Source organism: Rhizobium sp. CF080, from assembly GCF_000282095.2.
GTDB lineage: Bacteria > Pseudomonadota > Alphaproteobacteria > Rhizobiales > Rhizobiaceae > Neorhizobium.
This window is the reverse complement of sequence record NZ_AKKC02000002.1, coordinates 215,143-240,834: the sequence shown is the minus strand read 5'-3', so window position 1 is coordinate 240,834 and position 25,692 is coordinate 215,143. Positions and strand designations below refer to the sequence as shown.

The following is a 25,692-nucleotide window of genomic DNA, read 5'->3' as shown; positions in this document are numbered from 1 at the left end:
CTCAGCCGAGCATCGTCACTGGCTCGGCATGCAGATATTCCGCCACCTTCCGCTTCGAGGCGATATTACGCCAGACGGCATCGACCTCGTCCGGCGTCAGTCCGGCAGCCTCGCCGACCTCTTCCCGCGCAATCCCGTTGTCGAGACCGTAGAGGCAGAGATCCATCCGGTCATAGGGCAGGGAGAAATAATATTCGTCCTGGCCCTGCGGCAGCGACCAGGTATCGGTCGTCGGCGGCCGGCGGCGGATGTCGGCGGGCACGCCGAGCGCCTCGGCAAGCTGGTAGACTTGGCTCTTGTAGAGATGTGCTATCGGCTTGAAGTCGGCGGCGCCATCGCCGTTCTTCACGAAGAAGCCCTGGTCGTATTCGAGCCGGTTCGGCGTGCCGGCGACGGCGAAGTTCAGCCGGTCGGCGTGGTAATATTCGATCTGCTTGCGGGTGCGCTGCTTCATGTTGGCGGCAGCGATCATGCCGAGATAGACCTCGAGCGGCATGCGGTGGCGGCTCTGCTCGCCGTCGGGATTGGCGACCACTAGCCAGGAAATGTTGTAGCCGCGGCCGGTCAGCGCATTTTCCAGCACCACCTTGCAGCCCCAGCCTTCGCCAAATTCCGGCACGATCTGGCGGATGAAACCGTCGCGGCGGGTATAGCAGCCGGCGGCGGCAAGCGCCGGGCCGATGTCTTCGAGCACGGTCTCGATGCCGACCGCCTCCGCCAGAGCCCGGCCGAGCTTCAGGCTGTCCGGATCGGAATCATGTTCTGGCATGAAGATGCCCGTCACCTTGCCCGGCCCGAGCGCACGGGCACACAGAGCCGCGGTCACGCTGGAATCGATGCCGCCCGAAAGTCCGAGCACCGCGCCGCGTTTGCGCAAGGTTTTGAGCACCGTCTCGCGCAGCCAGCCGCAGATGCGTTCGATCTCGGCCTCCGCATCGAGCTTCAGCGTATCGGCCGAGAATTTCTCCGCCCCTTGGGCGCGCTTCAGGCTCTGGTTCATGCGACATTCCCCTGTGTGACAGTGTTAGTTTCATCCGCGCCGAGCCGGATCTTGCCGGTCGCCGTGCGCGGCAGCGCATCGCGGAATTCGACGCTTTTCGGCACCATGTAGTCTTCGAGCGCTTGAGCGCAGTGACGGATGATCTCGCGCTCGGTGAGCGTCACGCCATCCTCAACCACCACGTAGGCGCGGATAACCTGGCCGAAGATCGGATCGTCTATGCCGCCGGCCGCCGCTTCCTTGATGCCGGGCAGGGCATAGAGCGCGCGCTCGACTTCCTGCGGGCTCACCTTCTCGCCGCGTGTTTTGATGATGTCGTCACGCCGGCTGATGAAATAGAGAAAGCCGTCGGCGTCCGTGCGGAAGAGATCGCCGGTGTGCAGGCGTCTGCCGCCCGCCACCGGCGAAAGCGCACGCACCGAGGTCAGGCCGTTGCCCCAGTAGCCGGACATCACATGTGGCCCTTCAATAACCAGTTCGCCGATCGCGCCGGGCCCGGCCGGGCACCCGTCCTCGTCGATCACGAAAGCCTTGGTGCCCGGAATGGCGCGGCCGACCGAGAGCGGCCGGCGGAGCACTTCTTCGGGCGGCAGGTAGGTGGCGCGCAGGCATTCGGTCTGGCCGTACATCAGGAAAAGCCGGGTGTCGGGAAAAAGCTGCTGCAGCCGTTCGGCAAGAGCGGGCGGCATCGCCGCCGCGGCGCTGGTAATGGTGCGCAGATGCGGCAGGAAACCCGGCTCCAGATCCTTCATGCCGGTAATCAGAGCGGCCATCGGCGGCACCAGCGGGAAACCGGTCGCCTTCACTTCGACCAGCCGCTCAAGAATCTTGCGCGGGAAGGCGAAGCTTTTCTCGAGCACTAGCGTGCCGCCGGCCATCACCATCGTCACCACCTGGGTGATGCCATAGCCGAAGGACAGCGGCAGGACGCTGAGCACGACGTCGTCGGCCGTGTTGCCGAGATAGGCAACGATCGCTTCGCAGGCGGCTTCGACATTGGCGTGGGTGAGCATCACGCCCTTCGGCTGGCCGGTGGAGCCTGACGTGTGGATCAGCAGCGCCAGGGCTTCGGCATTTTTGAATTCCCTGAGCGGAACAGGAATCTCGCCGCTGACCAGGTCTTCGAACCGCAACGTATAGCCAGGATCTTCGCTGGCATCGGCCTGCGCGACGATCGTGAGCGGCCGCATCTTCGTCATGGAGATGGCCGTATTCACGGTTGCCCGCTGGCGGGCCTGGGTAATGATCGCCGAAGCCTCGGTGCTGTTGAGAATGACGGAGAGCTTTTCGGCCTTGATCGACGGATAGAGCGGGCAGGGCACGGCACCCGCCTTCCAGATACCGAAGAAGCTGACGACCGCTTCATGGCCGTTGTCCAGCACCATCAACACCCGGTCGCCGGGCTTGATGCCGCCGCGGGCAAGGCTTGCGGCGAGCCGATCGGACGAGGCGTCGAGTTCCGCATAGGTCAGCCGGATGTCGCCTGCGATGAGCGCAGGCTTGGTCCCGAAACGTCTGGCGCTGTCGCGGAGCCTGGCCTCTATGCGCATCGGCCCGGCCTCAGGCCGCTGCCAGTTTGGTCGCGAGGTAGCTGGTCATGTTGTCGATGCTGTCAAGGTTTTCGGGAATGATCTCCTCGTCGGCGACGGTGATACCGTAGGTCTGCTCCAGGAAGGCGATCAGTTCGAGCACGCCGGTGGAATCGATCACGCCGCTTTCGAGCAGCGACTGGTTGTTCGAAACCTCTGCGTCGGCGCGGAACAGGAAGTTCTCCGCAATGAACTCACGCACGCTATTTTCGAATGCTTCCGCCATCGCCGGGCCTCTCCACAAACAGATTTGCCGCGCGGATGAGGCGCGGTCGGTTGAAAGGCATCTTCCGGGCTATCCCTGAATGTTTTGCTAATTTCTAAAACGCTTTTGTCCATAAGCTTAACTGCATCCAAATTCCGGCATCGACGTTGATGCATCCATGAAGATCGCGACCTTCAATGTGAACGGCGTCAACGGTCGCCTCGGCCTGCTCCTCGAATGGCTGGAGGAGGCACGGCCGGATGTCGTCTGCCTGCAGGAGTTGAAGGCGCCGCAGGAGAAGTTTCCGGCAGGTGCGATCGAAAAGGCGGGCTACGGCGCAATCTGGCACGGCCAGAAGAGCTGGAACGGCGTCGCCATCCTCGCCCGCGATGCCGATCCGATCGAAACGCGCCGTGGCCTGCCGGGCGATCCCGAAGATCTTCACAGCCGCTATATAGAAGCCGCGGTGCGGGGAGTACTCATTGCATGCCTCTATGCCCCGAACGGCAATCCCGCCCCTGGCCCGAAATTCTCCTACAAGCTTGCCTGGTACGAGCGGTTTCTGACCCACGCCCAGGCGCTTCTGGATACCGGTGCGCCCGTCGTCCTTGCCGGAGACTACAACGTTATGCCGACCGATCTCGATGTCTACAAGCCGGAACGCTGGCGGGAGGACGCGCTGTTCCGGCCGGAGGTACGAGAGGCCTTTTCCCGGCTGCAGGAGCAAGGCTGGACAGATGCGATCCGCAAGCTGCATCCGGGCGAGCGCATCTATACGTTCTGGGATTATTTCCGGAATGCCTGGGGCCGCGATGCGGGCCTGCGGCTCGACCACCTTTTGCTCAGCCCCTCGATCGCGGACCGGTTGCAGGCGGCCAGCGTCGACCGTCACGTTCGCGGCCGCGAACATGCCAGCGACCATGCCCCGGCCTGGATCGAACTCGGCGACTAGGCCAGATCGATCGCCATTTCCGACTGGGTGAGAGTGCTTTTCCGCCAGCCGATCCGCCGCATGAAGCGGTCGATCAGGCCATCCGGCACATTCTCGATGATGAAAAGCCTGCGGCCCGGATAACGAGCGGCGAGCGCATCGGTCAGGGCCCGGCCAAGCCCCTGCCGGCGATGGGCGGGATCGACGGCGAGGCCGTAAAGCCGGATATCCTTACCCGTATCATCCAGAAGCACGGCAGCCTTGCCGTCGAGCGCGAACCCTTTCATCGGCGGCCCGGCTTTCTGGAAACTGCGCGGATCCGTCTGCCAGGTGAGATCGGCGTCCGCGAACCTCGCGAGCATCCCGGCAGCCATCCCGAGCTCGCATTCCTCGGCCGGCGCCACGTCCGGCACCGCAAGCTTGCGGCTGCGGCCGAAGCCCACGAGTTTACGTGTAATCACAAAACCGAGCGACAGATAGAGATCGCGCGCCCGCTCATTGGTGTTGATCACTTCCAGAATGAGCTTGCGGTCACCGCGCGCCTTCGCGGCCTCGATCGCATCCAGCATCACGCTGCGCCCGAAACCCTTGCCGCGGATGGTCGGCCCCATGCCGATCGCGCCGACCCGCGAAAGATCGCCCCGCCGGCCGATCAGCAGAATGCCCGCCGGCTTTTCGCCGTCGAAATAGACGAAGCTCACGTCGGGATCGACATGATCGCGTTCGATGCGCAACTGCAGCGACGGGACCGTCACGTTCATCGGCACCACATAGCCGGAAAAACCGGTGGTGAAGCCTTCAGCCGCATCTTCCAGGCTGCATTCCGACAGGCGGCGATGGGAAACGGCGGATGTCATGACCTCTCTCCCGACCTTGTCGCCTCACAGTACGTTGGACGGCGAGCCCTTTTCGAAGTTCTCGACATGGTTGATCACCTGCGCCCAGAGCGTCTGCATCGCCTCATCGCTCGCCCAGGCCACATGCGGGGTGAGGATGAAGTTCGGTCGTTCCAGGATCGTCAGCAGCGGATTGTCCGGTGCCGGCGGTTCCTTGGTCAGCACGTCGAAACCGGCGCCGCCGATCAGGCCCTCGTTTAGCGCCGTCACCAGATCCGCCTCGTTCACCAGCCCGCCGCGGGCGGTGTTGATGATCAGCGGATGCCGTTTCATCTTGCGGAATTCGGGCAGGCCGATGAGGTTGCGGGTCGCGGGCGTCAGCGGCATGTGGAAGGTAATGATATCGGCGGTTTCCAGCACCTCGTCAAAGGTGGTGTAGCCGGGCTCGACCTTGTCCGCATCTTTCCGGGCCGCGAAGATCACCTTCATGCCAAAAGCTTCGGCGATCTTCGCCACCGACTTGCCGAGCGTGCCGCGCCCGAAAATGCCGAGCGTCGAGCCGGCAAGATCCTTGATCGGATGGTTGAAGAAGCAGAACTGGTTGGCGCGCTGCCATTCGCCGGCGATCACGTCCTGGCGGAAGCCGACGATCGAGCGGCGGAGGGCAAAGATCAGGCCGAACGTATGCTCCGGCACGGTGTTGACCGCATACCCGCGCACGTTGGAGACCGTGATGCCGCGATCCTTGGCAAAGGCGAGATCAATCACGTCGTAACCGGTTGCGGCGACTGCGATCATCTTCAGCTTCGGTGCAAGGGCGATTGACTGTTCGCGCACCGGCGCTTTGTTGGTGATGACGATATCCGCGTCGGCGATGCGGGCAGCCACATCCTCCGGCACCGTCTTGCCGTATTCCACCCATTGATGCGCAAAGGCGGGCCGGGTGATCGTCACCGACGGGCCGATCGTGTCACGGTCCAGAAACACAACCTTCATCGCGAAAATTCCTGCATGATTCAAATCCTCCCCAATCGAATCCAAGGCGGCCGAAGCGCTAGCCGCGATGGATTTCTCGTATATCATCCCGCCTGTCATCCGGAAGGCCAAAGTGCGGAGAATGTCATGAGTGAGGTGCTTGCGCTCGACTGCGTCGTCATCGGCGGCGGCGTGGTAGGGCTTGCGGTCGCCCGCGAACTGGCGATGGCTGGCCGCGACGTCGTGGTTCTCGAAGCCGAGCCGATGACCGGCAGCATCACGTCTTCCCGCAACAGCGAGGTCATCCATGCCGGGCTTTATTACCCGACCCGCAGCCTCAAGGCGGAACTCTGCGTTTCCGGCAAACGGAAGCTTTACGACTACTGCCGCGATCGCCACGTCCCGTACAAAAGATGCGGCAAACTGGTCGTCGCCTCGAACGAGGCCGAAGTCGCCTATCTCGAAAAACTGCTGAAGCAGGCGGAAGCCAACGGTGTCGACGATTGTCGGCTGATCGACAGCGCCGAACTTGCCTGCCTCGAGCCTCACATCACCGGTTTTGCCGCGCTTGTCTCCCCTTCGACCGGCATCATCGACAGCCATCGGCTGATGGAAGCCTATATTGCCGACATCGAAGCCCATGGCGGCAGCGTCGTGCTGAATTCGCCCGTCCTTGGTGGCGAGCTTCTGGCCAATGCCCTGCGGCTTTCGATCGGCGGTCGCGATCCCGTGGAGATCGAGGCGAAACTGGTGGTGAATGCTGCCGGGTTGAGTGCCTGGACGATCTCCGAGGGCATGATCGGTCTCGACCGGAAAACAGTGCCCCAGCGTCACTATGCGAAAGGCTGTTATTTTTCTCTGGCCGGCCGCGCGCCGGCAGAGCGGCTGATCTACCCGGTGCCGGAGACCGGTGGGCTTGGCGTTCACCTGACACTCGATCTCGCCGGTCAGGCTCGTTTCGGCCCGGATGTCGAATGGGTGGAGACGATCGACTATGATGTCGACCCGCATCGCGCCGACAAGTTTTACGGAGCCATCCGCCGTTATTGGCCGGACCTGCCGGACGGCGCCCTGCAGCCGGCCTATTCGGGCATGCGGCCGAAAGTCGTCGGTCCGAATGGGGGAGGGGGTGGCGACTTCGTTATTCAGGGGCCCGAAACGACCGGCCACCCGGCCTATGCCGCGCTTTATGGCATCGAAAGCCCTGGCTTGACCTCGTCCATGGCAATCGCGGAGAGGGTTAAAAGCTTGAGCTTGGGTTGAGGCCGGAGTCGGAAACCCCCTCATCCGCCTGCCGGCACCTTCTCTCCGATGGGGAGAAGAGGTATGCCGCGCCGGCTCCGTTCCTCCTCTCCCCAGCGGGGAGAGGGTCGCCGAGCAAAGCGGAGGCGGGGTGAGGGGAGCCACTGGATCGACCTCACTGATGAGGGTTTCTCAGAATGCGGCGCGCCTGTCGTGTTTGGCGAGACGGGTGAGCAGATAGTCAACTTCCGCCTTGGCGGCGGGGCTCAGCATCTGCGCCGGCTTGCGCTGCGCATCCGACGTGATGACGCCGCGCCGTTTCAGCACGTGCTTGCGGATGGCCAGACCCACTCCGGCCTGCTGCTCGTAGCGGATCAGCGGCAGATGCGCGTCGAACAGGTCATGCGCCTCGTCGCGCTTGCCAGCGGCGAAGAGGTTGACCAGTTCCGTCAGCATGTCCGGGAAGCCGTAACCGGTCATCGCGCCGTCCGCACCGCGTTCCGGTTCGAAATCGAGGAACAGACCCCCATTGCCGCAGAGGATAGAGAAGGGGCGCAGTTCGCCGGCCTTCTGCATGGCCCGCAGCTTCGAGACCTTTTCAAGCCCCGGCCAGTCCTCGTGCTTCAGCATCAGGCAGGACGGGTGGTTGGTGATGATCCTGGCGATCACGCCCGGCGACATCACCACAGTGAGCGTCAGCGGATAATCCTGCAGCACCCAAGACACATCCTCGCCGACCGCTTCGACGGCGCCGGCGAAATAGTTGACGATCTGGTCGTCGGTGCGCAGCGCCGGCGTAGGCGCGATCATCACGCCCGCGGCCCCCATGTCCATCGCGTCGCGGGCGAGCGAGCGCATCCCGGCAAAGCCGGGCGCCGAGACGCCGACGATGATCGGCACCTTCGCCCGCGAGACGACGCGCTTGATGATGGCGCGGCTTTCGTCCGGCTCCATCTTCGGCGCTTCGCCCATGATCCCGAGAATGGTGATACCGGTGCAGCCGCTCTGCTCATAAAAATCCGTCAGCCGATCGATCGAGGCAAAATCGATCGATCCGTCTTCGAAGAACGGCGTGGTGGCGATGGCGTAGACGCCTTTGGATTCGATTCCGAACGTCATTGTTGTGCGTCCTTCCAGGCCTGGTAGCGGGCTTTCGTTTCTGCATTCATGGGGTAGAGGCCGGGCAGCGGCACGCCCCGGTCCACTTCGGTCATGATCCAGCCTTCCATGCGTTCCTGCTCGGGCGCTTCGGCGACGACTGCATCGAGCAGCTTGGCCGGGATCAGCACCGCGCCGTCCTCGTCCACCACGACGATATCGTCCGGGAAAACGGCGACACCGCCGCAGGAGATCGGCTCCTGCCAGCCGACAAAAGTGAGGCCGGCGACGGAAGGCGGGGCGGCGATGCCGTCGCACCAGACCTTCATGCCGCTGCCGAGCACGCCTTCGGCGTCACGCATCACACCGTCGGTCACAAGCCCCGCCACGCCGCGCTTGGCCATGCGGGAGCAGAGAATGTCACCGAAAATGCCGGCATCGGTAACGCCGAGCGCATCCGCGACCGCAACGCAACCTTCCGGCATCGCCTCGATCGCCGCGCGGGTGGAGATCGGCGAGGCCCAGCTTTCCGGCGTCGCGAGATCCTCGCGGGCGGGGACGAAACGCAGCGTGAAGGCCGGCCCGACGACGCGGCCCTGGCCCGGTCTCAGCGGCTTCGTGCCGCGCATCCAGACATTGCGCAGGCCCTTCTTCAAAAGCACCGTGGTCAGCGTGGCGGTGGAGACGCCTTTCAGCGTCTCGATGATCTTGGGGTCCAGCGGCATGAATTCTCCTTGGAATTTAAAAGGCCGCCTTGGCAGGCGGCGCGCGATATTCGTTCGCAGCTTTCCGTTCGTCAAGGAAACTAACGGACCCATCGTCATTGACACGACCACGATCCGTTGGAGTATAACGGCTTTCAACAATGGCACATGGGAGGATGAGACATTGCTTTTTCCAACGACACTTGTCGGCAGTTATCCGCAGCCTGAATGGCTGATCGACCGCGCCAAGCTTGCGGGCCGTTTCCCACCGCGCGTCCGCGCCAGGGAACTCTGGCGCATCCCCCAGGAATATCTCGCCGAGGCGCAGAATGACGCGACGATCATGGCGATCAAGGCGCAGGAGGAGGCCGGCCTAGACATCATCACCGATGGCGAAATCCGCCGCGAGAGTTATTCCAACCGCTTTGCGACTGCGCTCGAAGGCGTCGATCTCGACAATCCGGGCTCGGCGCTCGATCGTTCCGGCCATCCGAATCCCGTGCCGCGCATTACCGGCAAGATCCGCCGCAAGCATGCGGTCGAGGCCGAGGACGTGAAATTCCTGCGCAGCCACACGGACCGCAAGATCAAGATCACGGTTCCCGGCCCATTCACCATGTCGCAGCAGGCCCAGAACGACTTCTACAAGTCGGAAGAGGAAGCGGCCTACGATTACGCCGATGCGGTGAACGCCGAAATCCGCGATCTCTTCGCCGCCGGTGCCGACGTGGTGCAGATCGACGAGCCTTATATGCAGGCCCGCCCGCAGAAGGCCGAGCAATACGGCCTGGCTGCGCTCAACCGCGCGCTTGACGGCGTCAAGGGCACGACCGCCGTCCACATCTGCTTCGGTTATGCGGCGATCATCCACGAGCGCCCGACCGGGTATTCGTTCCTCAACCAGCTCTCCGGCTGCTCCTGTCATCAGGTATCGCTCGAAACCGCGCAGTCGAACCTCGACTGCTCGACGCTGACAGGCCTTTCCGGCAAGACGCTGATGCTCGGCGTCATCGACCTGTCGGACATGAATATCGAGACCCCGGAGACCGTCGCCAACCGTATCCGCCGGGCGTTGCCTTATGTCGAAGCGAAGAACATCATCGTGGCGCCCGATTGCGGTATGAAATACCTGCCACGCGACGTCGCCTTCGGCAAGATGAAGGCGATGGTCGAGGGCGCCAAGATCATGCGTCGGGAATTCGGCGAAGCCGTCTGATTTCTATTCGACGGCCTGGATAAAAGGGCGATTGCCACGGCAATCGCCCTTTTTGTTTTGTGATTTTCGCTGTCGCGTACACGTGATTTATAAGTTTGCATCCCAAATTCACAAAATAGTGCCATTATACGCTTAAATGTGCGCCTATTGTATCCTAATTAAAATTGATGTATACATTGGGTGGAGGATTTTCAGGCGGGATGGGCCGATGAACTCCTCGATAGGAAGATCATGACGACCCTTGTTCTTATACCCGGGCTTGTATCGGACGCGATCGTCTGGGCGCCCTTGGCCGAAGCGGCGTCTGGCTTCATGCCAGTTCATCACGCGGATCTCTTCGACGGCACATCGATCACCGGTATGGCTCGAACGCTTGTCGACGAGACGGCTGGCGACATCGTCGCTGTAGGCCACTCGATGGGCGGCCGCGTCGCCATGGAAATGGCGCATATCGCGCCGGATCGGGTTCGCGGTCTCGTGCTGGCGAATACCGGTCATCATCCCAAGCGCGAAGGCGAGGAGATCAAACGTCAGCAGATGATCGATCTCGGCAACCGCAGCATCGAGGAACTGGCGCAGCAATGGCTGCCGCCGATGGTCGACCCGGCCCGGGTGGGTGACCAGGACCTGATCGGACGCCTCCACGCCATGGTTCTCAGGGCAGGTTCGCAGGTTCATGAGCGCCACATTCACGCCCTGATCGGCCGCCCGGATGCCAACGCCTATATCGCCGATCTTACCTGTCCGATCCTGCTTGTCGCCGCTCGCCAGGATGGCTGGAGCCCGATCGCACAGCACCAGGAAATCGCCGACGCCGCGCCGGATACCGAACTCGTCATCATCGAAAATGCCGGGCATTTCGCTCCCGTCGAACGGCCTGTGGAAACGACCGCCGCCATCACCGAATGGCTGGCGCGCAGATTTGGAGAATCCCTATGAGTGAAGCAGCAGCCATGATACCGGATACCCCGCTCTTCGACCGGGCGGGCTCGATCCGCGGCTACCGGATCAACAAGATGGCGATGGCGCTTGGCCAGCCCGCCAACCGCGCAGCGTTCAAGGCCGACGAGGAAGCCTATCTCGACAGTTTTGGCCTGAGCGCCCACGAAAAGTCGGCGGTCATGGCCCGTGACTGGCACGAGATGGTGCGCCTCGGCGGCAACCTTTTCTTCATCCTGAAGATCTCGGCTGTCGATCCGACCCCGATCACCAGGATCGGTGCGGCCCAGGCCAGCATGGAACACGAAGACTTCCTGCATCTGAGATTGGGGAAAAAGCGCAATGGCTAAGATCATCGGTGGGCTCGGAACGAGCCACGTTCCCTCGATTGGTGCTGCGCTCGACAAGGGTCTGCGCGACACGCCGGACTGGAAGCCGTTCTTCGACGGTTATGAAGTCGGCAAGCAATGGATGCGGGACGCCAAGCCCGATATCGCCGTCGTCGTCTTCAACGATCACGGCAATACCTTCTTCCTCGACCGCGTGCCGACTTTTGCCGTCGGCGTCGCCGAAACTTACAATCCGGTCGATGAAGGCTGGGGGCCGCGCGCCATCCCGGCATTCGAAGGGGCGGTGGATTTCTCCTGGCATTTCGTCGACAAGCTGGTCGAGCGTCATTTCGACCCGATGGTCTGCCGCGAGATCGAGGTGGATCACGGCCTGCAGGTGCCGATGGAGCTTTTCTTCGGCCGGCCGGAAGCCTGGCCGGTGAAGGTTCTGCCGATCTGGGTCAACACCATTCAATATCCGATCCCGACTCCACAGCGCTGCTGGGAAATGGGCAAGGTCCTGCGCGAAGCGATCGAAAGCTGGCCGGGCGACGAACGCGTCGTCATTCTCGGCACCGGCGGCCTGTCGCACCAGTTGCAGGGCGCTCGCGCCGGTTTCATCAACCAGGCCGCCGACCGCGCCTGGCTTGACGGCATCGCCAGCAATCCGGAACCCTATCGCGCCATGAGCCGCGAGGATTATGTCGAGCAGTTCGGCTCCGAAGGCGCCGAGCTGATCATGTGGCTCGTCATGCGCGCCGCGATGAACAGCGACGTCAACCTCATCCACAAGCACTACCACGCTCCTGCCTCGATGACCGGCGCCGGCATGGTCGTGCTGGAAAATGCGGCCTGATCCGATGTTCTTCCTGATGCGCTGCCTGCACCATAAGGGCCAGGACGCCGCCCGCGATACCCACCGCCCGTCCCATCGGGCCTGGGTCCAGTCGGGCGGAGAAGGCCTTGCTGCGGTCCTGATCGGCTCCGCCCTCGTCGATGACGGCGGCTCGTCGATCGGCAATTTCGGTATCCTCGAGGCTGCGAGCCTCGAGGAGGCGCAGGCCTTTGCCGAAGGCGATCCCTTCAATCGCGCCGGCATTGTCGCGGCGATCGAACTGACACAACTGCCGGACACGTTCCAGGCAGCCCGGATCAGCGATCCGATGAGCCCGCGGAAGAACAAGTAGCGCTGTTTCCAACGAAACGGCAGATTGGAAAAGGCGGCGCCATCCACGTCAGGATCGCGTCGCCTTTTGTCGTTTGGCTCAACGCACGGGAAGATTGCCGCAGCCGTTCAGTCTTTGTGAAGGACTGGCAGCCAATGTGTTGCAATTCCCGGGCGATTCGCCCGACAGTGCGGAGACTACATGACACTGCTGCAATTCCCGGCCGATCGGCGCGCCGCTGACGTTAAACGCTGCGCCGAGGCGCTTCTGCGGCTTCACGGCGAAGAAGCAAACCGTTTCTGGCGATCGGAGATGGCTGGCTTTGCGCAGGCTCTCAGAGCCCAGGGCGTTGCAGACGAGGAAATTTCCCGTCAGGCAGGCCTGTTCATGCATGCAGTCCAGATGCAGCTGCAAGGCATTTGCATTGACGACGGGACGAACCTGGCCGCAGGTTGATCCGCTCCTGCGCTGACCCAGCGAATGTCGGCGGCGCGGTCTGTCCAAATGCGGATGATAAGTGGTGCCGCTTGCAGGACTCGAACCTGCGACCCCATCATTACGAATGATGTGCTCTACCACCTGAGCTAAAGCGGCACGGGCAGCGAACGGCCGAGCCGGGCTGCGAGTGATGCGGCTGATACAGGCAATGACCTGCGATTTCAAGCCGGCTTTTGGGCTTCTCGACGATTTTCCTCAAAAGACGGTTATTATCCGCCTGTTAGTTCAAATCGCGAGGCGCTCGCGGGCCGCCCGATATTCGCTTTCCAGCCGGTCGACGAGCTCTGCGACCGGAACCACCGCCTTGACGGCGCCGACACCCTGGCCCGCCCCCCAGATCTCCTTCCAGGCCTTTGGCCCGCTGACCGCCTGGTCGAAATCCATCTTGGACGGATCGGCGACCGGAAGCGCATCCGGGTCCATGCCGGTGGCGGTGATCGAGCCCTTGAGATAGTTGCCGTGAATGCCGGTGAAATAGTTGGAGTAGACGACGTCGGCGGCGTTCGAATCGACGATCATCTGCTTGTAACCGTCGACGGCGCGCGCCTCCTTTGTCGCGATGAAGGGCGAGCCGATATAGGCCATGTCGGCGCCCATGGCCTGAGCCGCAAGGATGCCGCCCCCGGTGGCGATCGCGCCGGCAAGCAGCAGCGGCCCGTCGAACCACTCGCGGATTTCCTGCACCAGCGCGAAGGGCGAAAGCGTCCCGGCATGCCCGCCGGCCCCGGCGGCGACGGCGATCAGCCCGTCGGCGCCCTTGCGGATCGCCGAATTGGCATGGCGGTTGTTGATGATGTCGTGCAGCACGATGCCGCCATAGGAATGCACGGCGGCATTCACCTCCGGCACCGCCCCGAGCGAGGAGATGACGATCGGCACTTTATACTTCACGCACATCATCAGGTCGTGCTCCAGCCGCTTGTTGGAGGTATGGACGATCTGGTTGACGGCAAAGGGCGCGGCGGGCCTGTCCGGGTTGGCGGCATCATAGGCGGCGAGATCCTCGGTGATCATCGCCAGCCATTCGTCGAGCTGGCTTTCCGGCCGCGCATTGAGAGCGGGGAAGGCACCGACGACGCCGGCCTTGCATTGCGCCAGCGTCAGTTCCGGATGGGAAATGATGAACAGCGGCGATGCGACCACGGGCAGGCGGAGCCTGTCCTTGAGGACTGCTGGAAGCATGGATCAAAAACCTCCCGATTGACCTTTACGCAAACGTAAATTCGTCTACCAGATAGCAGGAGCCGCGAAAAGCCGGTGGAAAGATTTTCGCAGCGGAACTTCGCGGCGCCCGGCAAAGGCTGCGGACATATCCTGTCCTTATTTTTGGCCATGGTGCAGGCGAAGGCGGTGCTTGCAGTTCCGCAGCGGAGAGGTTACCGAAACGTAAACTTCCGCGCAGTGGGAATGAGTATGAAGAAGGACCGGCAGTGAGCGGTTTGGAAACGGCCATCAGGAACGCACTGGATCGCTCGAACCGGGCGGACCGGGAGATCAGGGCACGTATTTATCAGTCGGCGCGCCAGGCGCTGGACGCCGGCCTTCGCAAGCAGGGCGTCAGCGATCGGCTGATCATCATGCAGCAGCATGAACTCCTGGAGCGGAAGATCCACGAGATCGAGATGGCGGAGGTGCAGCGGCTGGCCGAACCGGGGCCGGAACCCGCCGTTGAGCTCGACTCGGAGCTGCCATACGCCGCAGAATCCATGGCCGTGGAGTCTCCGGTCATGGAGGCTCGCCCTCGGCCGGAAATGCCGCAACGGTCGGCTTCGCCGCCGCCTGTAGCGCCGCCCATCGATACTGTTCCAGGCGAGACGCGCTCCAACGCTCCGGCTGCTGCTGCGGCGATGTCTTCCGGAGATCTCGGCAGCGTCAGCCCCGCGCGCGGCGAGCGGATCGAAGCCCAGCAATTCGAACCGGCGCCTCAGGCAAAGGCGGCAAAGCCGGGCAAGACGAACAAGGGCGCCCGGCCGTCATCCGATAGCGGACTGGACGTCCCCCCGGAGCGCGCTGCCAAGCCGCGCAAGCGTCGCGGTTTCCTGTCGCATCTGCTCACCTGGATCATCACCCTTGGCGTGGTCGGTGGCGCCTGCTGGTGGTTCTACCAATCAGGTCTGGTGCAGTCGATCATCGAGGAAGCGATGAAGTCGGCCGACCGCTCGGTCGCCGGCCAGGGAGCGGGAGCCCCCGTCGCCTTCGATCCGCGCCGCGGTTTCTCGGATGAATGGGTGGAGATCTTCGTGCCCTCCAAGGCGGCGGAAATGAAAGCCGGGGGCCAGGCGAAAGTCGAGGCGGTCGCTGCCTCGGAAGGACAGGCCGTCCGTATCGTATCGGCGACGTCAGGCGAGGGCGGCGATGTTTCGGTCGACGTGCCGCCGGAAGTGCTCCGCGAAATGGCCGGCAAGAGCTCGACGGTGGCGCTGACCCTGCAGTCGGGGCAGAACAATTCGGTGCAGCTGTCGGTGCGCTGCGATTTCGGAAGTCTCGGCAGCTGCAGCCGTCATCGCTTTACGGCAACGCAGGAGAAGCTGGAAGCGCTCTTCCGGGTGACCTTCGAACGGTCGCTCGCCCCCAACCGGCCAGGCCGCCTGGTCTTCAACAGCGGCATCGACGGTGCCGACCGGGCAGTGCTGCTCTATTCGGTTCGCATCCTGCCCGGTCAATGAGTTCTATTTCAGGAATTTCGGGCCGAAACCGAAGATCTTGTCGTCGATTTCGCCGATGGCGTCCTTGTCCTTCCCCTCGTAGTCCAGCGACAGCAGGATATGGCGGATGACGTTGAGGCGGGCGCGGCGCTTGTCGTTGGCCCGAACGACAACCCACGGCGTCTCCTTGTTGTGGGTCTTTTCCAGCATCGCGTCGCGCTTCTCGGTGTAGTCGTCCCACTTGTTGAACGCGGCAATATCCATCGGCGACAGTTTCCAGATCTTGAGCGGATCATGCCGCCGGTCGTGGAAACGCTTGAGCTGCATCTCGCGGCCGATATCCAGCCAGAACTTGAAGAAGATGATGCCTTCGTCGGAGATCGTGTCCTCGAACCGCGGAACCGCCTTCATGAAATCCTTGTATTGCTCCGGCGTGCAGAACCCCATCACGGGTTCGACCCCGGCGCGGTTGTACCAGGAGCGGTCGAAGAGCACGATCTCCCCGGATGTCGGGAAATGCGAGATGTAGCGCTGGAAATACCATTGCCCGGCTTCTGTCTCAGTCGGCTTGTTGAGGGCCACCACACGCGCCGAACGCGGGTTGAGATAGGCGTTGATCGAAAAGATCGTCCCGCCCTTGCCGGCCGCGTCGCGCCCCTCAAAGAGGGCCATCATCCGCTTGCCGGTCGCTTTCAGCCAGAACTGCACCTTGACGAGCTCGACCTGCAGCTTTTCGAGCTGTTTTGCGTATTTGTCCTTGTCCAGCTTGTCGTCGTGGGGATATCCGCCTGAGCCGAGCGCGTGTTCCTCGATCCAGCCCGGCAGTTCCGGGTCGTCGATATCGAACCGCTTGAGCTTGCCGTTGATGTCGATAGTGACTGCCCGGCTTTCGGTTTCATCCGCCATGATGGTGCTTCCTCTGATCAATCCGCCGCGCTGGGCGGTATCCGATATGTAACGCAGGTTCGAAATTCCGCTACTATGTGGCTAGCGCCTATTTTTGCGATACCCCATCGGAAGCGATGTATATCTGTCATGCAAGGGATATATGAGCGCGTGTTCAACCTGTGAAAGCTGCGAGTGGGATCTGTGGAGTCGGTACTGGAGAAATGGCGTCGGGGTCTGGGTACGCTCGCTGCGAGAGCCCGCCAGGAACGACCTCTGTTGCTGCTTCTGACCCTTCTGGCCGTGATCGCGTTTCTGATCGGAATGGATTGGGTGGGTGTGCTGGTGGGCTGGCTGCTCCTGGTTCTGGTCGTCGTCGGGCGCAAGCCTGCCGTCCTTCCGGCGCCCGCTCCGGAGGTTGTTGAGGACGAGGAGCCGGGCTTCCAGCCGTTGCCTCAGGTGGCGGCGACGCTCGGTGCGCTGGAGATCCCGGCTTTCGTTCTGGGCCAGGACATCACGGTTCTCTTCCAGAACAAGGCGGCCGAAAGAGCTTTCGGCACCATGCCTGTCGGATCGCATCTTTCGGCACGGCTGCGTTCGCCGGGCATTCTCGACATGGTGCGCGAGACAATCGCCACCGACGAGCCGAACCAGATCGAGCATTCCGAGCGGCTGCCCTCCGAGCGCGTCTATACCCTGCGCATCGCTCCCATCGATCTCGGCCAGGCGGCGCCGCATCGCTCGGAAGAGGCGCCGCAAAAACTTTATCTTCTGTCCTTCCGGGACATTTCGGAACTACGCCGCATCGACCGGATGCGCTCGGATTTCGTGGCCAATGCCAGCCATGAGTTGCGCACCCCGCTTGCGTCGCTGAGAGGGTTCATCGAGACCCTGCAGGGACCGGCGCGCTCCGATCCTGCCGCGCATGAACGGTTCCTGGCGATCATGTTCGACCAGGCGACGCGCATGAGCCGTCTTGTCGACGACCTCATGTCGCTGTCGCGCCTGGAGCTCAAATCCCATATCGCTCCGGACCAGACGATCGACCTGAAGCCGCTGATCGGCCATGTGCGGGATGCGCTGGTGCCGCTCGCCGACGACCTCGGGGTGGAGATCCGCACGCATCTGCCCGAAGGTAAGGTGGAAGTGCTGGGCGATCGCGACGAGCTTGTTCAGGTTTTCGAAAACCTGATCGAGAACGCCTGCAAATACGGCCAGGAAGGCAAGGTCGTGGATGTCTATCTCAGGAACGGCCCGTCCGATCCGGTCGAAGTCACGGTCGTCGACCAGGGGCCGGGCATTCCGGCCGAGCACGTTCCGCGGCTGACCGAGCGCTTTTACCGTGTCAGCGTGGCCGACAGTCGTTCCAAGAAGGGGACGGGTCTCGGCCTTGCAATTGTCAAGCACATCCTCACCCGCCACAGAGCGCGTCTGATCGTGAAGTCGGAAGTCGGCAAGGGAAGTGAGTTCACCGTCAGATTTTGACATAAAGCCCTCTCATTGCAAAGCTGTGCATGAGATTTTTGATTATATATCAATGGCTTGATATGTCACAAATGTTTCATCGAATTGACATAAAAGAGAGAGGCTAAGGCGGCTAAGACAAGCGGGCCGAGCGTTGGCGAGAGCGAGAGCCAGCGCCGTCCGCATTCACACAAGCCCATGACGGGAGATTCCTCATGAACATCCTCAAACTTTCAGCAGCTGCCCTGGTGGCCTCCGTTGCGTTTGCCGGCGCTGCCGCCGCACGCGACCAGGTCCAGGTTGCCGGATCCTCCACCGTTCTTCCCTATGCGAAGATCGTTGCCGAATCTTTCGGTGAAGCCTTCCCGAAGTTCAAGACCCCGGTCGTTGAGTCCGGCGGCACCGGCGCTGGCCTCAAGGAATTCTGCAAGGGCGTTGGCGAAGCTACGATCGACATTGCAAACGCTTCCCGCCCGATCAACAAGTCTGAAGCCGAAGCCTGCAAGGCGGCCGGCGTCACCGACATCCAGGAAATCCGCATCGGTTACGACGGTATCGTTTTCGCGACTGCCAGCAGCAACGGCGACATGAAGCTCGAGCCGAAGGACCTCTACAAGGCTCTCGCTGCTCAGGTTGTTGTTGACGGCAAGCTCGTCGCCAACCCCTACACGAACTGGTCGGACATCAACCCGACCCTTCCGAAGGGCCCGATCGCTGCCTACATCCCGGGCGAAAAGCACGGCACCCGCGAAGTGTTCGAACTGAACGTTCTCGACGCAGGCTGCAAGGATGCTGGCGCCAAGGAAGTGATCGCTGCCGCTATCGCTGACAAGGCTGCCCAGGCCAAGGCTTGCGTTGCCGTTCGCAAGGACGGCGTTGCTGTCGACATCGACGGCGACTACACCGAGACGCTCGCTCGCATCGCTGCCAACAAGACCGGCGTCGGCGTATTCGGTCTGGCTTTCTACGAAAACAACGCCGACAAGCTGAAGGTCGCCACCATGCGCGGCATCAAGCCGACCTCGGCCACCATCGCTGACGGCACCTACCCGGTTTCCCGCCCGCTGTTCTTCTACGTCAAGAAGGCTCACCTGGGCGTGGTCCCGGGCCTCAAGGAATACGTCGAGTTCTTCACCTCTGACGACATGGTTGGCCCTGAGTCGCCGCTCGTCGAGTACGGCCTCGTTGCTGCTCCGGAAGCACAGCGCGTGCAGGTCCGCAAGGACTTCGCCGCTGGCAAGACCATGTAATTGAAAGACCGGCGCCGCTTCATAAGCGGCGCCGTTTTTCTTCTGACCGGTTTTTTGCATCGGTGGGAATCGTCGGTTTTGCGGCGATTGTGTTGCGCAAGGCGCGACGGCGAATGCGATCGGTTCCGATGAACGGAGCTGGGCGGTGATGGGTTGCCGCCGAAGGCGGTACGCCGGGGGATTATGATGAACACATCACTCATATTGTTGATTTTGGCGATAATCGGCATAGCCGGTTACGTTGTCGGTGCCCGCTATTCGATGGCACTGGTCGGAGGAATTTCCTCCAAACTTCATTCGCGGCCTGGTTATTACGGCTCCTTTGTCGCCGTTTGGGCGATTGTGCCGGCCGTTGTCATTCTTTTTGTCTGGCTGGTGGCCAGCCCGATGTATATCAGTTCCTCCGTGCGCGGTGCGTTTCCCGAAGACGTGAAAGCCCAGTCTCAGGCCGAGCAGGGCCTGAGCTATGGCATGATCAGCTCGATTGCCCGCGGCATGAACGCGCTGACTCGGGAAGAGATTGCGCGGGTTGAAAACAATCCGGTCGAGCTGCGCACCGCCCTTGGCGCCAAGGGTGTTCCGCTTGCCGGCGACCCGAAGCCCTTCATGGTCAAGGCCGCTGCCGATCTGAACACGATGACCTTCGTCAGCCGCATGCTCATGACGATCGTCGTGCTGGCGGCTTCCATCGGCGGCGCATTCTCCGCCTATCGCCAGATTGCGCCGCGCTTCCGCGCCCGCAACCGGGTGGAAAAGGTCATCCTGGGCAGTCTCGTCGTTGCGTCTTCGATCGCCATCCTGACCACGGTCGGCATCGTCGCCTCGATGCTCACCGAAGCGGCTCACTTCTTCGCGGCTGTTCCGGCCTGGGAGTTCTTCTTCGGCACGGTCTGGGATCCGCGTTTTGCCGCGGCCGGTTCTGGCGGCTCCGAAGGCCAGTTCGGCCTCATTCCGCTGCTGCTCGGCACGCTCTATATCGGTTTCGTCGCAATGCTCTTTGCGGTTCCGATCGGCCTCTTTTCGGCAATCTACATGTCGGAATACGCCTCGCCGCAGGTCCGCTCGGTCGCCAAGCCGCTGCTCGAAGTGCTTGCCGGCATTCCGACCATCGTCTACGGCTTCTTCGCCTTGACGACCGTCGGCCCCTTCCTGCGCGATATCTCTTCGCAGCTGAACGGCCTCGTCACCGGCGACTATGCCAACTTCATTCAGGCGCAGAGCGTTCTGACGGCCGGTTTCGTCATGGGCATCATGCTGATCCCCTACGTCTCCTCGCTGTCGGACGATATCATCACCGCAGTGCCGCGTGCCCTGCGTGACGGCTCGCTCGGCCTCGGCGCCACCCGTTCGGAAACCATCAAGAAGGTTGTCCTGCCGGCGGCTCTGCCTGGCATCGTCGGCGCGCTTCTGATGACCGCGTCGCGCGCCGTCGGCGAAACCATGATCGTCGTGCTTGCGGCCGGTGTCGCCGCCCGCCTGCAGATCAATCCCTTCGAGCCGATGACGACCGTGACCGTCAAGATCGTCAACCAGCTGACGGGCGACCTCGAGTTCACCTCGCCGCAGACCCTGGTTGCCTTCGCGCTGGGCATCACGCTGTTCGCCATCACGCTTTGCCTCAACATCTACGCGCTTTATATCGTGCGCAAATACCGGGAGCAGTACGAATGACCGATGTGGTTTCTCCCGCCGCCGGCATCCCCAAGGCCAAGTCCATCCGTCGCGATATCGGCATCAAGGGCCGTTACGCCGCCGAACGTCGCTTCCGCGCCTATGGCATCGCCGCGCTTTCCTTCGGCATCATCTTCCTGATGCTTCTCCTCTGGTCGGTGGTATCCAAGGGTTACACCGCCTTCCAGCAGACCATGATCACCATGCCGGTCGAGTTCTCGCAGCAGATCATCGACCCGCAGAACGAACGTGCCACCAATCCGCAGAAGCTGATGACGGCGAACTATCCGGTCGTCGCCCGCAACGCGCTCGCCAAGCTGCTCAACGCCAGCGTGGACGACCGTGTCGCTGCCCGTGCGATCGGCCAGATGCTGTCGGATGGCGTCCGTGTTCAGCTGCGTGACCTGGTCGTCGCCAATCCGGCGATCATCGGTACGACGCAGACGGTAAGATTGCTCGCTTCCGGCGATATCGACTCTGCCTACAAGGGCCAGATCGACCTCACCGTCAGCCAGGAGAACCGCAAGATCAACGACCAGCAGCTCGGCTGGATGAAGCAGCTCTCCGATAGCGGCGCGCTTGCCAAGCACTTCAATGGCGGCATCTTCGTCAACGGCGCATCGAGCCGTCCGGAAGCCGCCGGCGTTGGCGTCGCCCTGATCGGCTCGTTCTACATGATGCTGATCGTGCTCGTCCTGGCGCTGCCGATCGGCGTCGCGGCCTCGATCTATCTTGAGGAATTCGCCCCGAAGAACAAGTTCACCGACCTGATCGAGGTGAACATCAACAACCTCGCGGCCGTTCCCTCGATCGTCTACGGTCTGCTCGGCTTGGCGGTCTTCGTCAATTTCATGGGCCTGCCCCGTTCCGCCTCCTTGGTCGGCGGTCTTGTGCTCACCCTGATGACCCTGCCGACGATCATCATCGCGACCCGTGCAGCATTGAAGGCTGTGCCGCCTTCGATCCGCGCAGCGGCCCTCGGGCTGGGCGCATCCAAGATGCAGACGATCTTCCACCATGTCCTGCCGCTTGCCATGCCCGGCATCCTGACTGGTACGATCATCGGTCTCGCCCACGCACTCGGCGAAACCGCTCCGCTGCTTTTGATCGGCATGGTGGCGTTCGTCGCCAACTATCCGACGACGCCGCTCGATCCTTCGACGGCGCTGCCGGTACAGATCTACATGTGGGCGAACGAAGCGGAGCGCGCGTTCGTCGAGCGTACCTCGGGAGCAATCATCATCCTGCTCCTGTTCCTCATCCTAATGAATGTTGGCGCAATTCTCTTGCGGCGTCGCTTCGAGCGGCGTTGGTAGAAGGAGTATGACAATGAATATGATGTCAGAATCAGCAGTTGAAAAGGCGCTGGACCAAAAGATGAGCGATGCTTCCCACAAGATGATCGGCAAGGACGTTTCGGTGTATTACGGCGAGAAGCGTGCGCTTTTCGACGTGAACCTCAACGTTCGCGAAAACACTGTGACAGCTCTCATCGGTCCTTCCGGTTGCGGCAAGTCCACCTTCCTGCGTTGCCTCAACCGTATGAACGACACGATCGAGCACTGCCGCGTCACCGGCAAGATCACCCTCGACACGGACGATATCTACGACCAGGCGATCGACGTCGTGGAACTTCGCGCCCGTGTTGGCATGGTCTTCCAGAAGCCGAACCCGTTCCCGAAGACCATCTACGAGAACATTTCCTACGGTCCGCGCATCCACGGTCTTTCCAAGAACAAGGCCGACATGGACCAGATCGTCGAGGCGAGCCTGCAGCGCGCCGGCCTCTGGGGTGAAGTCAAGGATCGCCTGCATGAATCCGGCACCGGTCTCTCCGGCGGTCAGCAGCAGCGTCTGTGCATTGCCCGCGCGATCGCCGTGTCGCCGGAAGTCATCCTGATGGACGAACCCTGTTCGGCTCTCGACCCGATCGCGACCGCCAAGGTTGAAGAACTCATCCACGAGTTGCGTGCCAACTACACGATCGTCATCGTGACGCACTCGATGCAGCAGGCCGCCCGCGTGTCGCAGCGCACCGCCATGTTCCATCTCGGCCAGCTCGTCGAGGAGAACGATACTGACAAGATGTTCACCAACCCCGACGACCAGCGCACACAGGATTACATCATGGGCCGTTTCGGCTGATCCAGCCGACTGTGCCGCCTGAAAATCAATTTTGAGGACTAGAAGATGGCATCGACCCATATCCTGTCGGCTTATGACGACGAACTGAAATACCTGAGCCGCCGCATTTCCGAAATGGGCGGCCTCGCCGAGCAGATGTGCTCGGACGCCGTGCGGGCGCTGGTCAACTCCGACGCCGCACTCGCGCAGAAGGTCATCTCCGATGACGTGATCCTCGATCACGCCGAGCGCGAGATCGGCGACAAGGCGATCATCACGATCGCCCGCCGCCAGCCCGTGGCAGCCGACCTTCGCGAGATCGTCGGTTCGCTGCGCATCGCCTCCGATCTGGAGCGCGTCGGCGACCTTGGCAAGAACACCGCCAAGCGCGTCATCGCGGTTCAGGGCACCGGCGTTCCGCGCAAGCTCGCCCGCGGCCTCGAACATCTCTCCGATCTCGCCCTCGTGCAGCTCAAGGACGTCCTCGACGTCTATGCGACGCGTTCGGCGGAAAAGGCCGAGGCGATCCGCATCCGCGACGAGGAAATCGACGCAATGTACACCTCGCTGTTCCGCGAACTCCTCACCTATATGATGGAGGATCCGCGCAACATCACCACCTGCACGCACCTCCTGTTCTGCGCCAAGAACATCGAGCGTATCGGCGACCACGCCACCAACATCGCCGAGACCATCTACTACATGACGACAGGCGCCCAGCCGGAAGGCGATCGTCCGAAGGACGACTCGTCGAACACGCTCGGCGCGATCACCGAATAATGATGATGGAATGCTGACGGAGCAGAGCTGAAATGCTGCCTAAAATCGCGGTGGTGGAGGACGAAGAAGCACTCAGCGTGCTTCTTCGCTACAATCTCGAAGCGGAAGGTTATGAGGTCGAGACGATCTTGCGGGGGGATGAAGCCGAGATCCGGCTTCAGGAGCGTACGCCGGATCTTCTGATACTCGACTGGATGCTGCCCGGTGTTTCCGGCATCGAACTCTGCCGCCGGCTGCGCATGCGCTCGGAAACGGAGCGCCTGCCGATCATCATGCTGACGGCCCGCGGCGAGGAGAGCGAACGTGTTCGCGGCCTCGCCACCGGTGCCGACGACTATGTGGTGAAGCCGTTCTCGACGCCGGAACTGATGGCCCGCGTCAAGGCGATGCTCCGCCGTGCCCGCCCCGAAGTGCTCTCCAGCGTGCTCCGCTGCGGCGATATCGAACTCGACCGGGAAACCCATCGCGTTCACCGCAAGAGCCGCGAAGTGCGCCTGGGCCCGACCGAATTCCGCCTTCTGGAATTCCTGATGGCCTCGCCCGGCCGCGTCTTTTCGCGTTCGCAGCTTCTGGACGGCGTCTGGGGTCACGACATCTATGTCGACGAGCGTACCGTCGACGTGCATGTCGGGCGCCTCAGGAAGGCGCTCAACTTCTCCAACATGCAGGATGTCATCCGCACCGTCCGCGGCGCGGGTTACTCGATGGAATCCTGAGGAGGCGGCTTTAAGCCGCCTCGGTCTGCCGTTGCCATTCCGGCAGCGGGAAGATCCGGTCATAGGCCCAGTTGAATACGAAGGCATAGACCACGTAAAAGACCGCGAACGAGACATCCATCGTCAGCGCATGGATGAGGCTGATGTCGAGATACCAGGCGATCAGCGGCAGAAGCGCGATCAGCAGACCAAGCTCGAACAGCACCGCATGCGCTACGCGTATCGCGGTGTTTTTCTGCGTGCCGCCGGTGAAGCGCTGCATCAGGTGATCGAAGCCGAGATTGTAGAGATAGTTCCATCCGGTGGCGATCGTCGCGCTGCCGATGCCGACCACACCGATATCGGCGGCTGGCATGCCGAAGGCCAAAGAGCCGAGCGGTGTGATGAGAGCGAGCCCGATCAGTTCGAAGCTGATGGCATGGCGGATACGGTCGCGTGTCGAGCGCATGATGACCTCCTGGGGTGCTTTCCGGGCCGTCCCGGAGTTTCTGCCCGAATGGGGGAGGTCGTCCTCGCTGTCTCCAAAATAGGCGGGTTGTGGCTCTGGAGCAAGGCTCTACCGGCATACCTGCCATGCGCAACAAAAAAGCGGGCCTTAAGCCCGCCTTCGATCTTGCCCTCGTGTCGGCGCGGCCGCTCAGACCCGAGCTGCAACCTTGCGGCGCTCGTTGACCGGCTGGTAAGCGAGCTTTGCGTGATAACCGCAATAGGGCGAGGCATCCGGGGATTCACAGCCGCAGAAGTGGAAGTCTTCCTTGAGCGGATCACCGACCGGCCACTTGCAGGTGCGCTCGGTAAGTTCGGTCAATGCGAGGCGACGGGAAATCGGCACCACCACGTTGGAGGCGGGACGATATTCCATCTCCTGATAGGGTTCGATCTCGACTTCTTCCTTCACCATCGTCGCGCCGACGGCCCGAGTAACGGTCCGGGTCGTGACGCGCGATGCATAGTTCGGAGCCCGCGGCGCCGATGTCGTACGCTTGGCCGCCGATGCACGGCCGGTTGCTACCGTGCCGCCGGCTTTCGCCCGGCCTGGCAGGCTGAGACGATGCACCTTGCCGATCACGGCATTTCGGCTTACGCCTCCGAGTTGTGCTGCGATCTGGCTGGCACTCAGGCCCTCCGACCACAATCTTTTGAGCTTCTCGACACGCTCGTCTGTCCAGTTCATGCCCGTTCTCCGCCTTTGAACGTTGCTGGCATGCAGAATCCTTCCACCTTTGCTGCGAAATCATTTCGCAGCACCCACTATATCTATGCTTGAGGTGACTAGTTCCGCCGCATGCAGTCTAGTAATTGATCTTTAACCTAGTGTGAGGCTGACTCCGTGGCAAGAGTCGGAAGAATCTGCGGGAATCGATTTCGTGGTTTTCCCCAACTTGCTGTCACGGAGAGTCATTTTTGTCACATAAGCCGGCGCCTGCCA

Annotated in this window: 27 protein-coding genes and 1 tRNA gene; 16 read left to right on the top strand and 12 right to left on the bottom strand. The window is 62.1% G+C overall.

The features are described from left to right. Position 1 precedes the first annotated feature (1 nt). From nadE to PMI07_RS02320, 3 genes are read right to left on the bottom strand one after another with little or no spacing between them, the layout of a single operon-like run. Positions 2-1,000 carry an NAD(+) synthase gene (nadE, locus tag PMI07_RS02330; RefSeq protein WP_024163498.1) on the bottom strand — a complete coding sequence of 333 codons (999 nt, stop codon included), beginning with the start codon at positions 998-1,000 and terminating at the stop codon, positions 2-4. Beyond that, positions 997-2,550: a class I adenylate-forming enzyme family protein gene (locus tag PMI07_RS02325; protein ID WP_007755269.1), complete on the bottom strand. Its 1,554-nt coding sequence runs from the start codon at positions 2,548-2,550 to the stop codon at positions 997-999. Before PMI07_RS02325 ends, nadE begins: the two co-directional genes overlap by 4 nt. A 10-nt stretch (positions 2,551-2,560) precedes the next feature. After that, positions 2,561-2,815 (bottom strand): acyl carrier protein, encoded by a 255-nt coding sequence (locus PMI07_RS02320; RefSeq protein WP_007755272.1) that lies wholly within the window; start codon positions 2,813-2,815, stop codon positions 2,561-2,563. A gap of 157 nt (positions 2,816-2,972) precedes the next feature. Here PMI07_RS02320 and xth point away from each other — a divergent pair, with 157 nt between their 5' ends. After that, the gene (xth, locus tag PMI07_RS02315; protein ID WP_007755274.1) at positions 2,973-3,746 is read left to right on the top strand and encodes an exodeoxyribonuclease III; all 774 of its coding nucleotides are present in this window, start codon (positions 2,973-2,975) and stop codon (positions 3,744-3,746) included. On the opposite strand, the gene PMI07_RS02310 is transcribed toward xth, so the two are convergent. Together PMI07_RS02310 and PMI07_RS02305 are read right to left on the bottom strand one after the other, a co-directional pair. Next, positions 3,743-4,582, bottom strand: a complete 840-nt coding sequence (locus PMI07_RS02310; protein WP_007755277.1) for a GNAT family N-acetyltransferase — start codon at positions 4,580-4,582, stop codon at positions 3,743-3,745. The genes xth and PMI07_RS02310 overlap by 4 nt on opposite strands. A gap of 24 nt (positions 4,583-4,606) precedes the next feature. Then, positions 4,607-5,557 carry a D-2-hydroxyacid dehydrogenase gene (locus PMI07_RS02305; protein ID WP_007755280.1) on the bottom strand — a complete coding sequence of 317 codons (951 nt, stop codon included), beginning with the start codon at positions 5,555-5,557 and terminating at the stop codon, positions 4,607-4,609. A gap of 135 nt (positions 5,558-5,692) precedes the next feature. Here PMI07_RS02305 and PMI07_RS02300 point away from each other — a divergent pair, with 135 nt between their 5' ends. After that, positions 5,693-6,799, top strand: a complete 1,107-nt coding sequence (locus PMI07_RS02300) for an NAD(P)/FAD-dependent oxidoreductase (RefSeq protein ID WP_155956386.1) — start codon at positions 5,693-5,695, stop codon at positions 6,797-6,799. A 171-nt stretch (positions 6,800-6,970) separates the two neighbouring features. On the opposite strand, the gene PMI07_RS02295 is transcribed toward PMI07_RS02300, so the two are convergent. Both PMI07_RS02295 and PMI07_RS02290 read right to left on the bottom strand, forming a co-directional pair. Beyond that, positions 6,971-7,897: a dihydrodipicolinate synthase family protein gene (locus PMI07_RS02295; protein ID WP_007755285.1), complete on the bottom strand. Its 927-nt coding sequence runs from the start codon at positions 7,895-7,897 to the stop codon at positions 6,971-6,973. After that, positions 7,894-8,601: a ribonuclease activity regulator RraA gene (locus tag PMI07_RS02290; protein ID WP_007755288.1), complete on the bottom strand. Its 708-nt coding sequence runs from the start codon at positions 8,599-8,601 to the stop codon at positions 7,894-7,896. The genes PMI07_RS02295 and PMI07_RS02290 overlap by 4 nt, the downstream gene beginning before the upstream one ends. 163 nt (positions 8,602-8,764) lie before the next feature. On the opposite strand from PMI07_RS02290, the gene PMI07_RS02285 reads away from it, so the two are divergent. The 6 genes from PMI07_RS02285 (at position 8,765) to PMI07_RS02260 (ending at position 12,686) form a co-directional block, all read left to right on the top strand. Then, positions 8,765-9,796, top strand: a complete 1,032-nt coding sequence (locus PMI07_RS02285) for a uroporphyrinogen decarboxylase family protein (RefSeq protein WP_007755291.1) — start codon at positions 8,765-8,767, stop codon at positions 9,794-9,796. 231 nt (positions 9,797-10,027) lie between these two features. Continuing rightward, complete coding sequence (locus PMI07_RS02280) at positions 10,028-10,735, top strand: alpha/beta hydrolase (RefSeq protein ID WP_007755295.1); 708 nt, start codon at positions 10,028-10,030, stop codon at positions 10,733-10,735. Then, the gene (locus tag PMI07_RS02275; RefSeq protein ID WP_007755298.1) at positions 10,732-11,085 is read left to right on the top strand and encodes an extradiol ring-cleavage dioxygenase; all 354 of its coding nucleotides are present in this window, start codon (positions 10,732-10,734) and stop codon (positions 11,083-11,085) included. The genes PMI07_RS02280 and PMI07_RS02275 overlap by 4 nt, the downstream gene beginning before the upstream one ends. Next, positions 11,078-11,920 carry a class III extradiol dioxygenase family protein gene (locus PMI07_RS02270; RefSeq protein ID WP_007755301.1) on the top strand — a complete coding sequence of 281 codons (843 nt, stop codon included), beginning with the start codon at positions 11,078-11,080 and terminating at the stop codon, positions 11,918-11,920. Before PMI07_RS02275 ends, PMI07_RS02270 begins: the two co-directional genes overlap by 8 nt. After that, a complete protein-coding gene (locus tag PMI07_RS02265; RefSeq protein WP_245277082.1) occupies positions 11,910-12,251 on the top strand; it encodes a YciI family protein in 342 nt (113 codons plus the stop codon). Before PMI07_RS02270 ends, PMI07_RS02265 begins: the two co-directional genes overlap by 11 nt. A 180-nt stretch (positions 12,252-12,431) precedes the next feature. Next, entirely contained in the window at positions 12,432-12,686 is a 255-nt protein-coding gene (locus PMI07_RS02260) for a DUF6074 family protein (protein ID WP_007755306.1), read from the top strand. A 62-nt stretch (positions 12,687-12,748) separates the two neighbouring features. On the opposite strand, the gene PMI07_RS02255 is transcribed toward PMI07_RS02260, so the two are convergent. Beyond that, positions 12,749-12,824, bottom strand: a tRNA-Thr gene (locus PMI07_RS02255). Positions 12,825-12,953: 129 nt separating this feature from the next. Then, positions 12,954-13,910, bottom strand: coding sequence for a nitronate monooxygenase family protein (locus PMI07_RS02250; protein WP_007755309.1), 957 nt, complete (start codon positions 13,908-13,910; stop codon positions 12,954-12,956). Between the two features lie 248 nt (positions 13,911-14,158). Between PMI07_RS02250 and PMI07_RS02245 the strand changes: the two genes are divergently transcribed. Continuing rightward, positions 14,159-15,394, top strand: a complete 1,236-nt coding sequence (locus tag PMI07_RS02245) for a hypothetical protein (protein ID WP_024163497.1) — start codon at positions 14,159-14,161, stop codon at positions 15,392-15,394. A gap of 3 nt (positions 15,395-15,397) precedes the next feature. On the opposite strand, the gene ppk2 is transcribed toward PMI07_RS02245, so the two are convergent. After that, a complete protein-coding gene (gene ppk2 / locus PMI07_RS02240) occupies positions 15,398-16,279 on the bottom strand; it encodes a polyphosphate kinase 2 (protein WP_007758758.1) in 882 nt (293 codons plus the stop codon). A 216-nt stretch (positions 16,280-16,495) separates the two neighbouring features. Between ppk2 and phoR the strand changes: the two genes are divergently transcribed. The 7 genes from phoR (at position 16,496) to phoB (ending at position 24,263) form a co-directional block, all read left to right on the top strand. Beyond that, positions 16,496-17,743, top strand: coding sequence for a phosphate regulon sensor histidine kinase PhoR (gene phoR, locus PMI07_RS02235; protein ID WP_037085390.1), 1,248 nt, complete (start codon positions 16,496-16,498; stop codon positions 17,741-17,743). 194 nt (positions 17,744-17,937) lie between these two features. Continuing rightward, positions 17,938-18,972: a substrate-binding domain-containing protein gene (locus PMI07_RS02230; RefSeq protein WP_007764315.1), complete on the top strand. Its 1,035-nt coding sequence runs from the start codon at positions 17,938-17,940 to the stop codon at positions 18,970-18,972. A gap of 186 nt (positions 18,973-19,158) precedes the next feature. After that, entirely contained in the window at positions 19,159-20,643 is a 1,485-nt protein-coding gene (gene pstC / locus PMI07_RS02225) for a phosphate ABC transporter permease subunit PstC (RefSeq protein WP_007764318.1), read from the top strand. Beyond that, positions 20,640-21,959 carry a phosphate ABC transporter permease PstA gene (gene pstA / locus PMI07_RS02220; RefSeq protein ID WP_007764320.1) on the top strand — a complete coding sequence of 440 codons (1,320 nt, stop codon included), beginning with the start codon at positions 20,640-20,642 and terminating at the stop codon, positions 21,957-21,959. The genes pstC and pstA overlap by 4 nt, the downstream gene beginning before the upstream one ends. Positions 21,960-21,972: 13 nt before the next feature. Further along, positions 21,973-22,788: a phosphate ABC transporter ATP-binding protein PstB gene (gene pstB, locus PMI07_RS02215; RefSeq protein ID WP_007764322.1), complete on the top strand. Its 816-nt coding sequence runs from the start codon at positions 21,973-21,975 to the stop codon at positions 22,786-22,788. 45 nt (positions 22,789-22,833) lie between these two features. Beyond that, positions 22,834-23,547, top strand: coding sequence for a phosphate signaling complex protein PhoU (gene phoU, locus PMI07_RS02210; RefSeq protein ID WP_007764324.1), 714 nt, complete (start codon positions 22,834-22,836; stop codon positions 23,545-23,547). Between the two features lie 32 nt (positions 23,548-23,579). Next, on the top strand, positions 23,580-24,263 hold the full coding sequence (gene phoB / locus PMI07_RS02205) for a phosphate regulon transcriptional regulator PhoB (RefSeq protein ID WP_024163495.1): 684 nt from the start codon (positions 23,580-23,582) through the stop codon (positions 24,261-24,263). A 10-nt stretch (positions 24,264-24,273) separates the two neighbouring features. Here phoB and PMI07_RS02200 read toward each other — a convergent pair whose 3' ends face one another. Together PMI07_RS02200 and PMI07_RS02195 are read right to left on the bottom strand one after the other, a co-directional pair. Then, the gene (locus tag PMI07_RS02200; protein ID WP_007772234.1) at positions 24,274-24,711 is read right to left on the bottom strand and encodes a PACE efflux transporter; all 438 of its coding nucleotides are present in this window, start codon (positions 24,709-24,711) and stop codon (positions 24,274-24,276) included. Positions 24,712-24,900: 189 nt separating this feature from the next. Then, positions 24,901-25,437 (bottom strand): GcrA family cell cycle regulator, encoded by a 537-nt coding sequence (locus tag PMI07_RS02195; RefSeq protein ID WP_007772232.1) that lies wholly within the window; start codon positions 25,435-25,437, stop codon positions 24,901-24,903. Between the last annotated feature and the right edge of the window lie 255 nt (positions 25,438-25,692).

What these genes read in the sequence shown, in the direction of transcription:
- pstA (WP_007764320.1), top strand. Translation starts at nt 20,640, where the DNA reads ATGACCGATGTGGTTTCTCCCGCCGCCGGCATCCCCAAGGCCAAGTCC.
- PMI07_RS02295 (WP_007755285.1), bottom strand. Translation starts at nt 7,897, where the DNA reads ATGACGTTCGGAATCGAATCCAAAGGCGTCTACGCCATCGCCACCACG.
- phoU (WP_007764324.1), top strand. Translation starts at nt 22,834, where the DNA reads ATGGCATCGACCCATATCCTGTCGGCTTATGACGACGAACTGAAATAC.
- PMI07_RS02310 (WP_007755277.1), bottom strand. Translation starts at nt 4,582, where the DNA reads ATGACATCCGCCGTTTCCCATCGCCGCCTGTCGGAATGCAGCCTGGAA.
- PMI07_RS02260 (WP_007755306.1), top strand. Translation starts at nt 12,432, where the DNA reads ATGACACTGCTGCAATTCCCGGCCGATCGGCGCGCCGCTGACGTTAAA.
- pstC (WP_007764318.1), top strand. Translation starts at nt 19,159, where the DNA reads ATGAACACATCACTCATATTGTTGATTTTGGCGATAATCGGCATAGCC.
- PMI07_RS02250 (WP_007755309.1), bottom strand. Translation starts at nt 13,910, where the DNA reads ATGCTTCCAGCAGTCCTCAAGGACAGGCTCCGCCTGCCCGTGGTCGCA.
- nadE (WP_024163498.1), bottom strand. Translation starts at nt 1,000, where the DNA reads ATGAACCAGAGCCTGAAGCGCGCCCAAGGGGCGGAGAAATTCTCGGCC.
- PMI07_RS02290 (WP_007755288.1), bottom strand. Translation starts at nt 8,601, where the DNA reads ATGCCGCTGGACCCCAAGATCATCGAGACGCTGAAAGGCGTCTCCACC.
- PMI07_RS02195 (WP_007772232.1), bottom strand. Translation starts at nt 25,437, where the DNA reads ATGAACTGGACAGACGAGCGTGTCGAGAAGCTCAAAAGATTGTGGTCG.
- PMI07_RS02320 (WP_007755272.1), bottom strand. Translation starts at nt 2,815, where the DNA reads ATGGCGGAAGCATTCGAAAATAGCGTGCGTGAGTTCATTGCGGAGAAC.
- PMI07_RS02265 (WP_245277082.1), top strand. Translation starts at nt 11,910, where the DNA reads ATGCGGCCTGATCCGATGTTCTTCCTGATGCGCTGCCTGCACCATAAG.
- PMI07_RS02200 (WP_007772234.1), bottom strand. Translation starts at nt 24,711, where the DNA reads ATGCGCTCGACACGCGACCGTATCCGCCATGCCATCAGCTTCGAACTG.
- xth (WP_007755274.1), top strand. Translation starts at nt 2,973, where the DNA reads ATGAAGATCGCGACCTTCAATGTGAACGGCGTCAACGGTCGCCTCGGC.
- PMI07_RS02275 (WP_007755298.1), top strand. Translation starts at nt 10,732, where the DNA reads ATGAGTGAAGCAGCAGCCATGATACCGGATACCCCGCTCTTCGACCGG.
- phoB (WP_024163495.1), top strand. Translation starts at nt 23,580, where the DNA reads ATGCTGCCTAAAATCGCGGTGGTGGAGGACGAAGAAGCACTCAGCGTG.
- PMI07_RS02280 (WP_007755295.1), top strand. Translation starts at nt 10,028, where the DNA reads ATGACGACCCTTGTTCTTATACCCGGGCTTGTATCGGACGCGATCGTC.
- PMI07_RS02325 (WP_007755269.1), bottom strand. Translation starts at nt 2,550, where the DNA reads ATGCGCATAGAGGCCAGGCTCCGCGACAGCGCCAGACGTTTCGGGACC.
- ppk2 (WP_007758758.1), bottom strand. Translation starts at nt 16,279, where the DNA reads ATGGCGGATGAAACCGAAAGCCGGGCAGTCACTATCGACATCAACGGC.
- pstB (WP_007764322.1), top strand. Translation starts at nt 21,973, where the DNA reads ATGAATATGATGTCAGAATCAGCAGTTGAAAAGGCGCTGGACCAAAAG.
- PMI07_RS02305 (WP_007755280.1), bottom strand. Translation starts at nt 5,557, where the DNA reads ATGAAGGTTGTGTTTCTGGACCGTGACACGATCGGCCCGTCGGTGACG.
- PMI07_RS02270 (WP_007755301.1), top strand. Translation starts at nt 11,078, where the DNA reads ATGGCTAAGATCATCGGTGGGCTCGGAACGAGCCACGTTCCCTCGATT.
- PMI07_RS02230 (WP_007764315.1), top strand. Translation starts at nt 17,938, where the DNA reads ATGAACATCCTCAAACTTTCAGCAGCTGCCCTGGTGGCCTCCGTTGCG.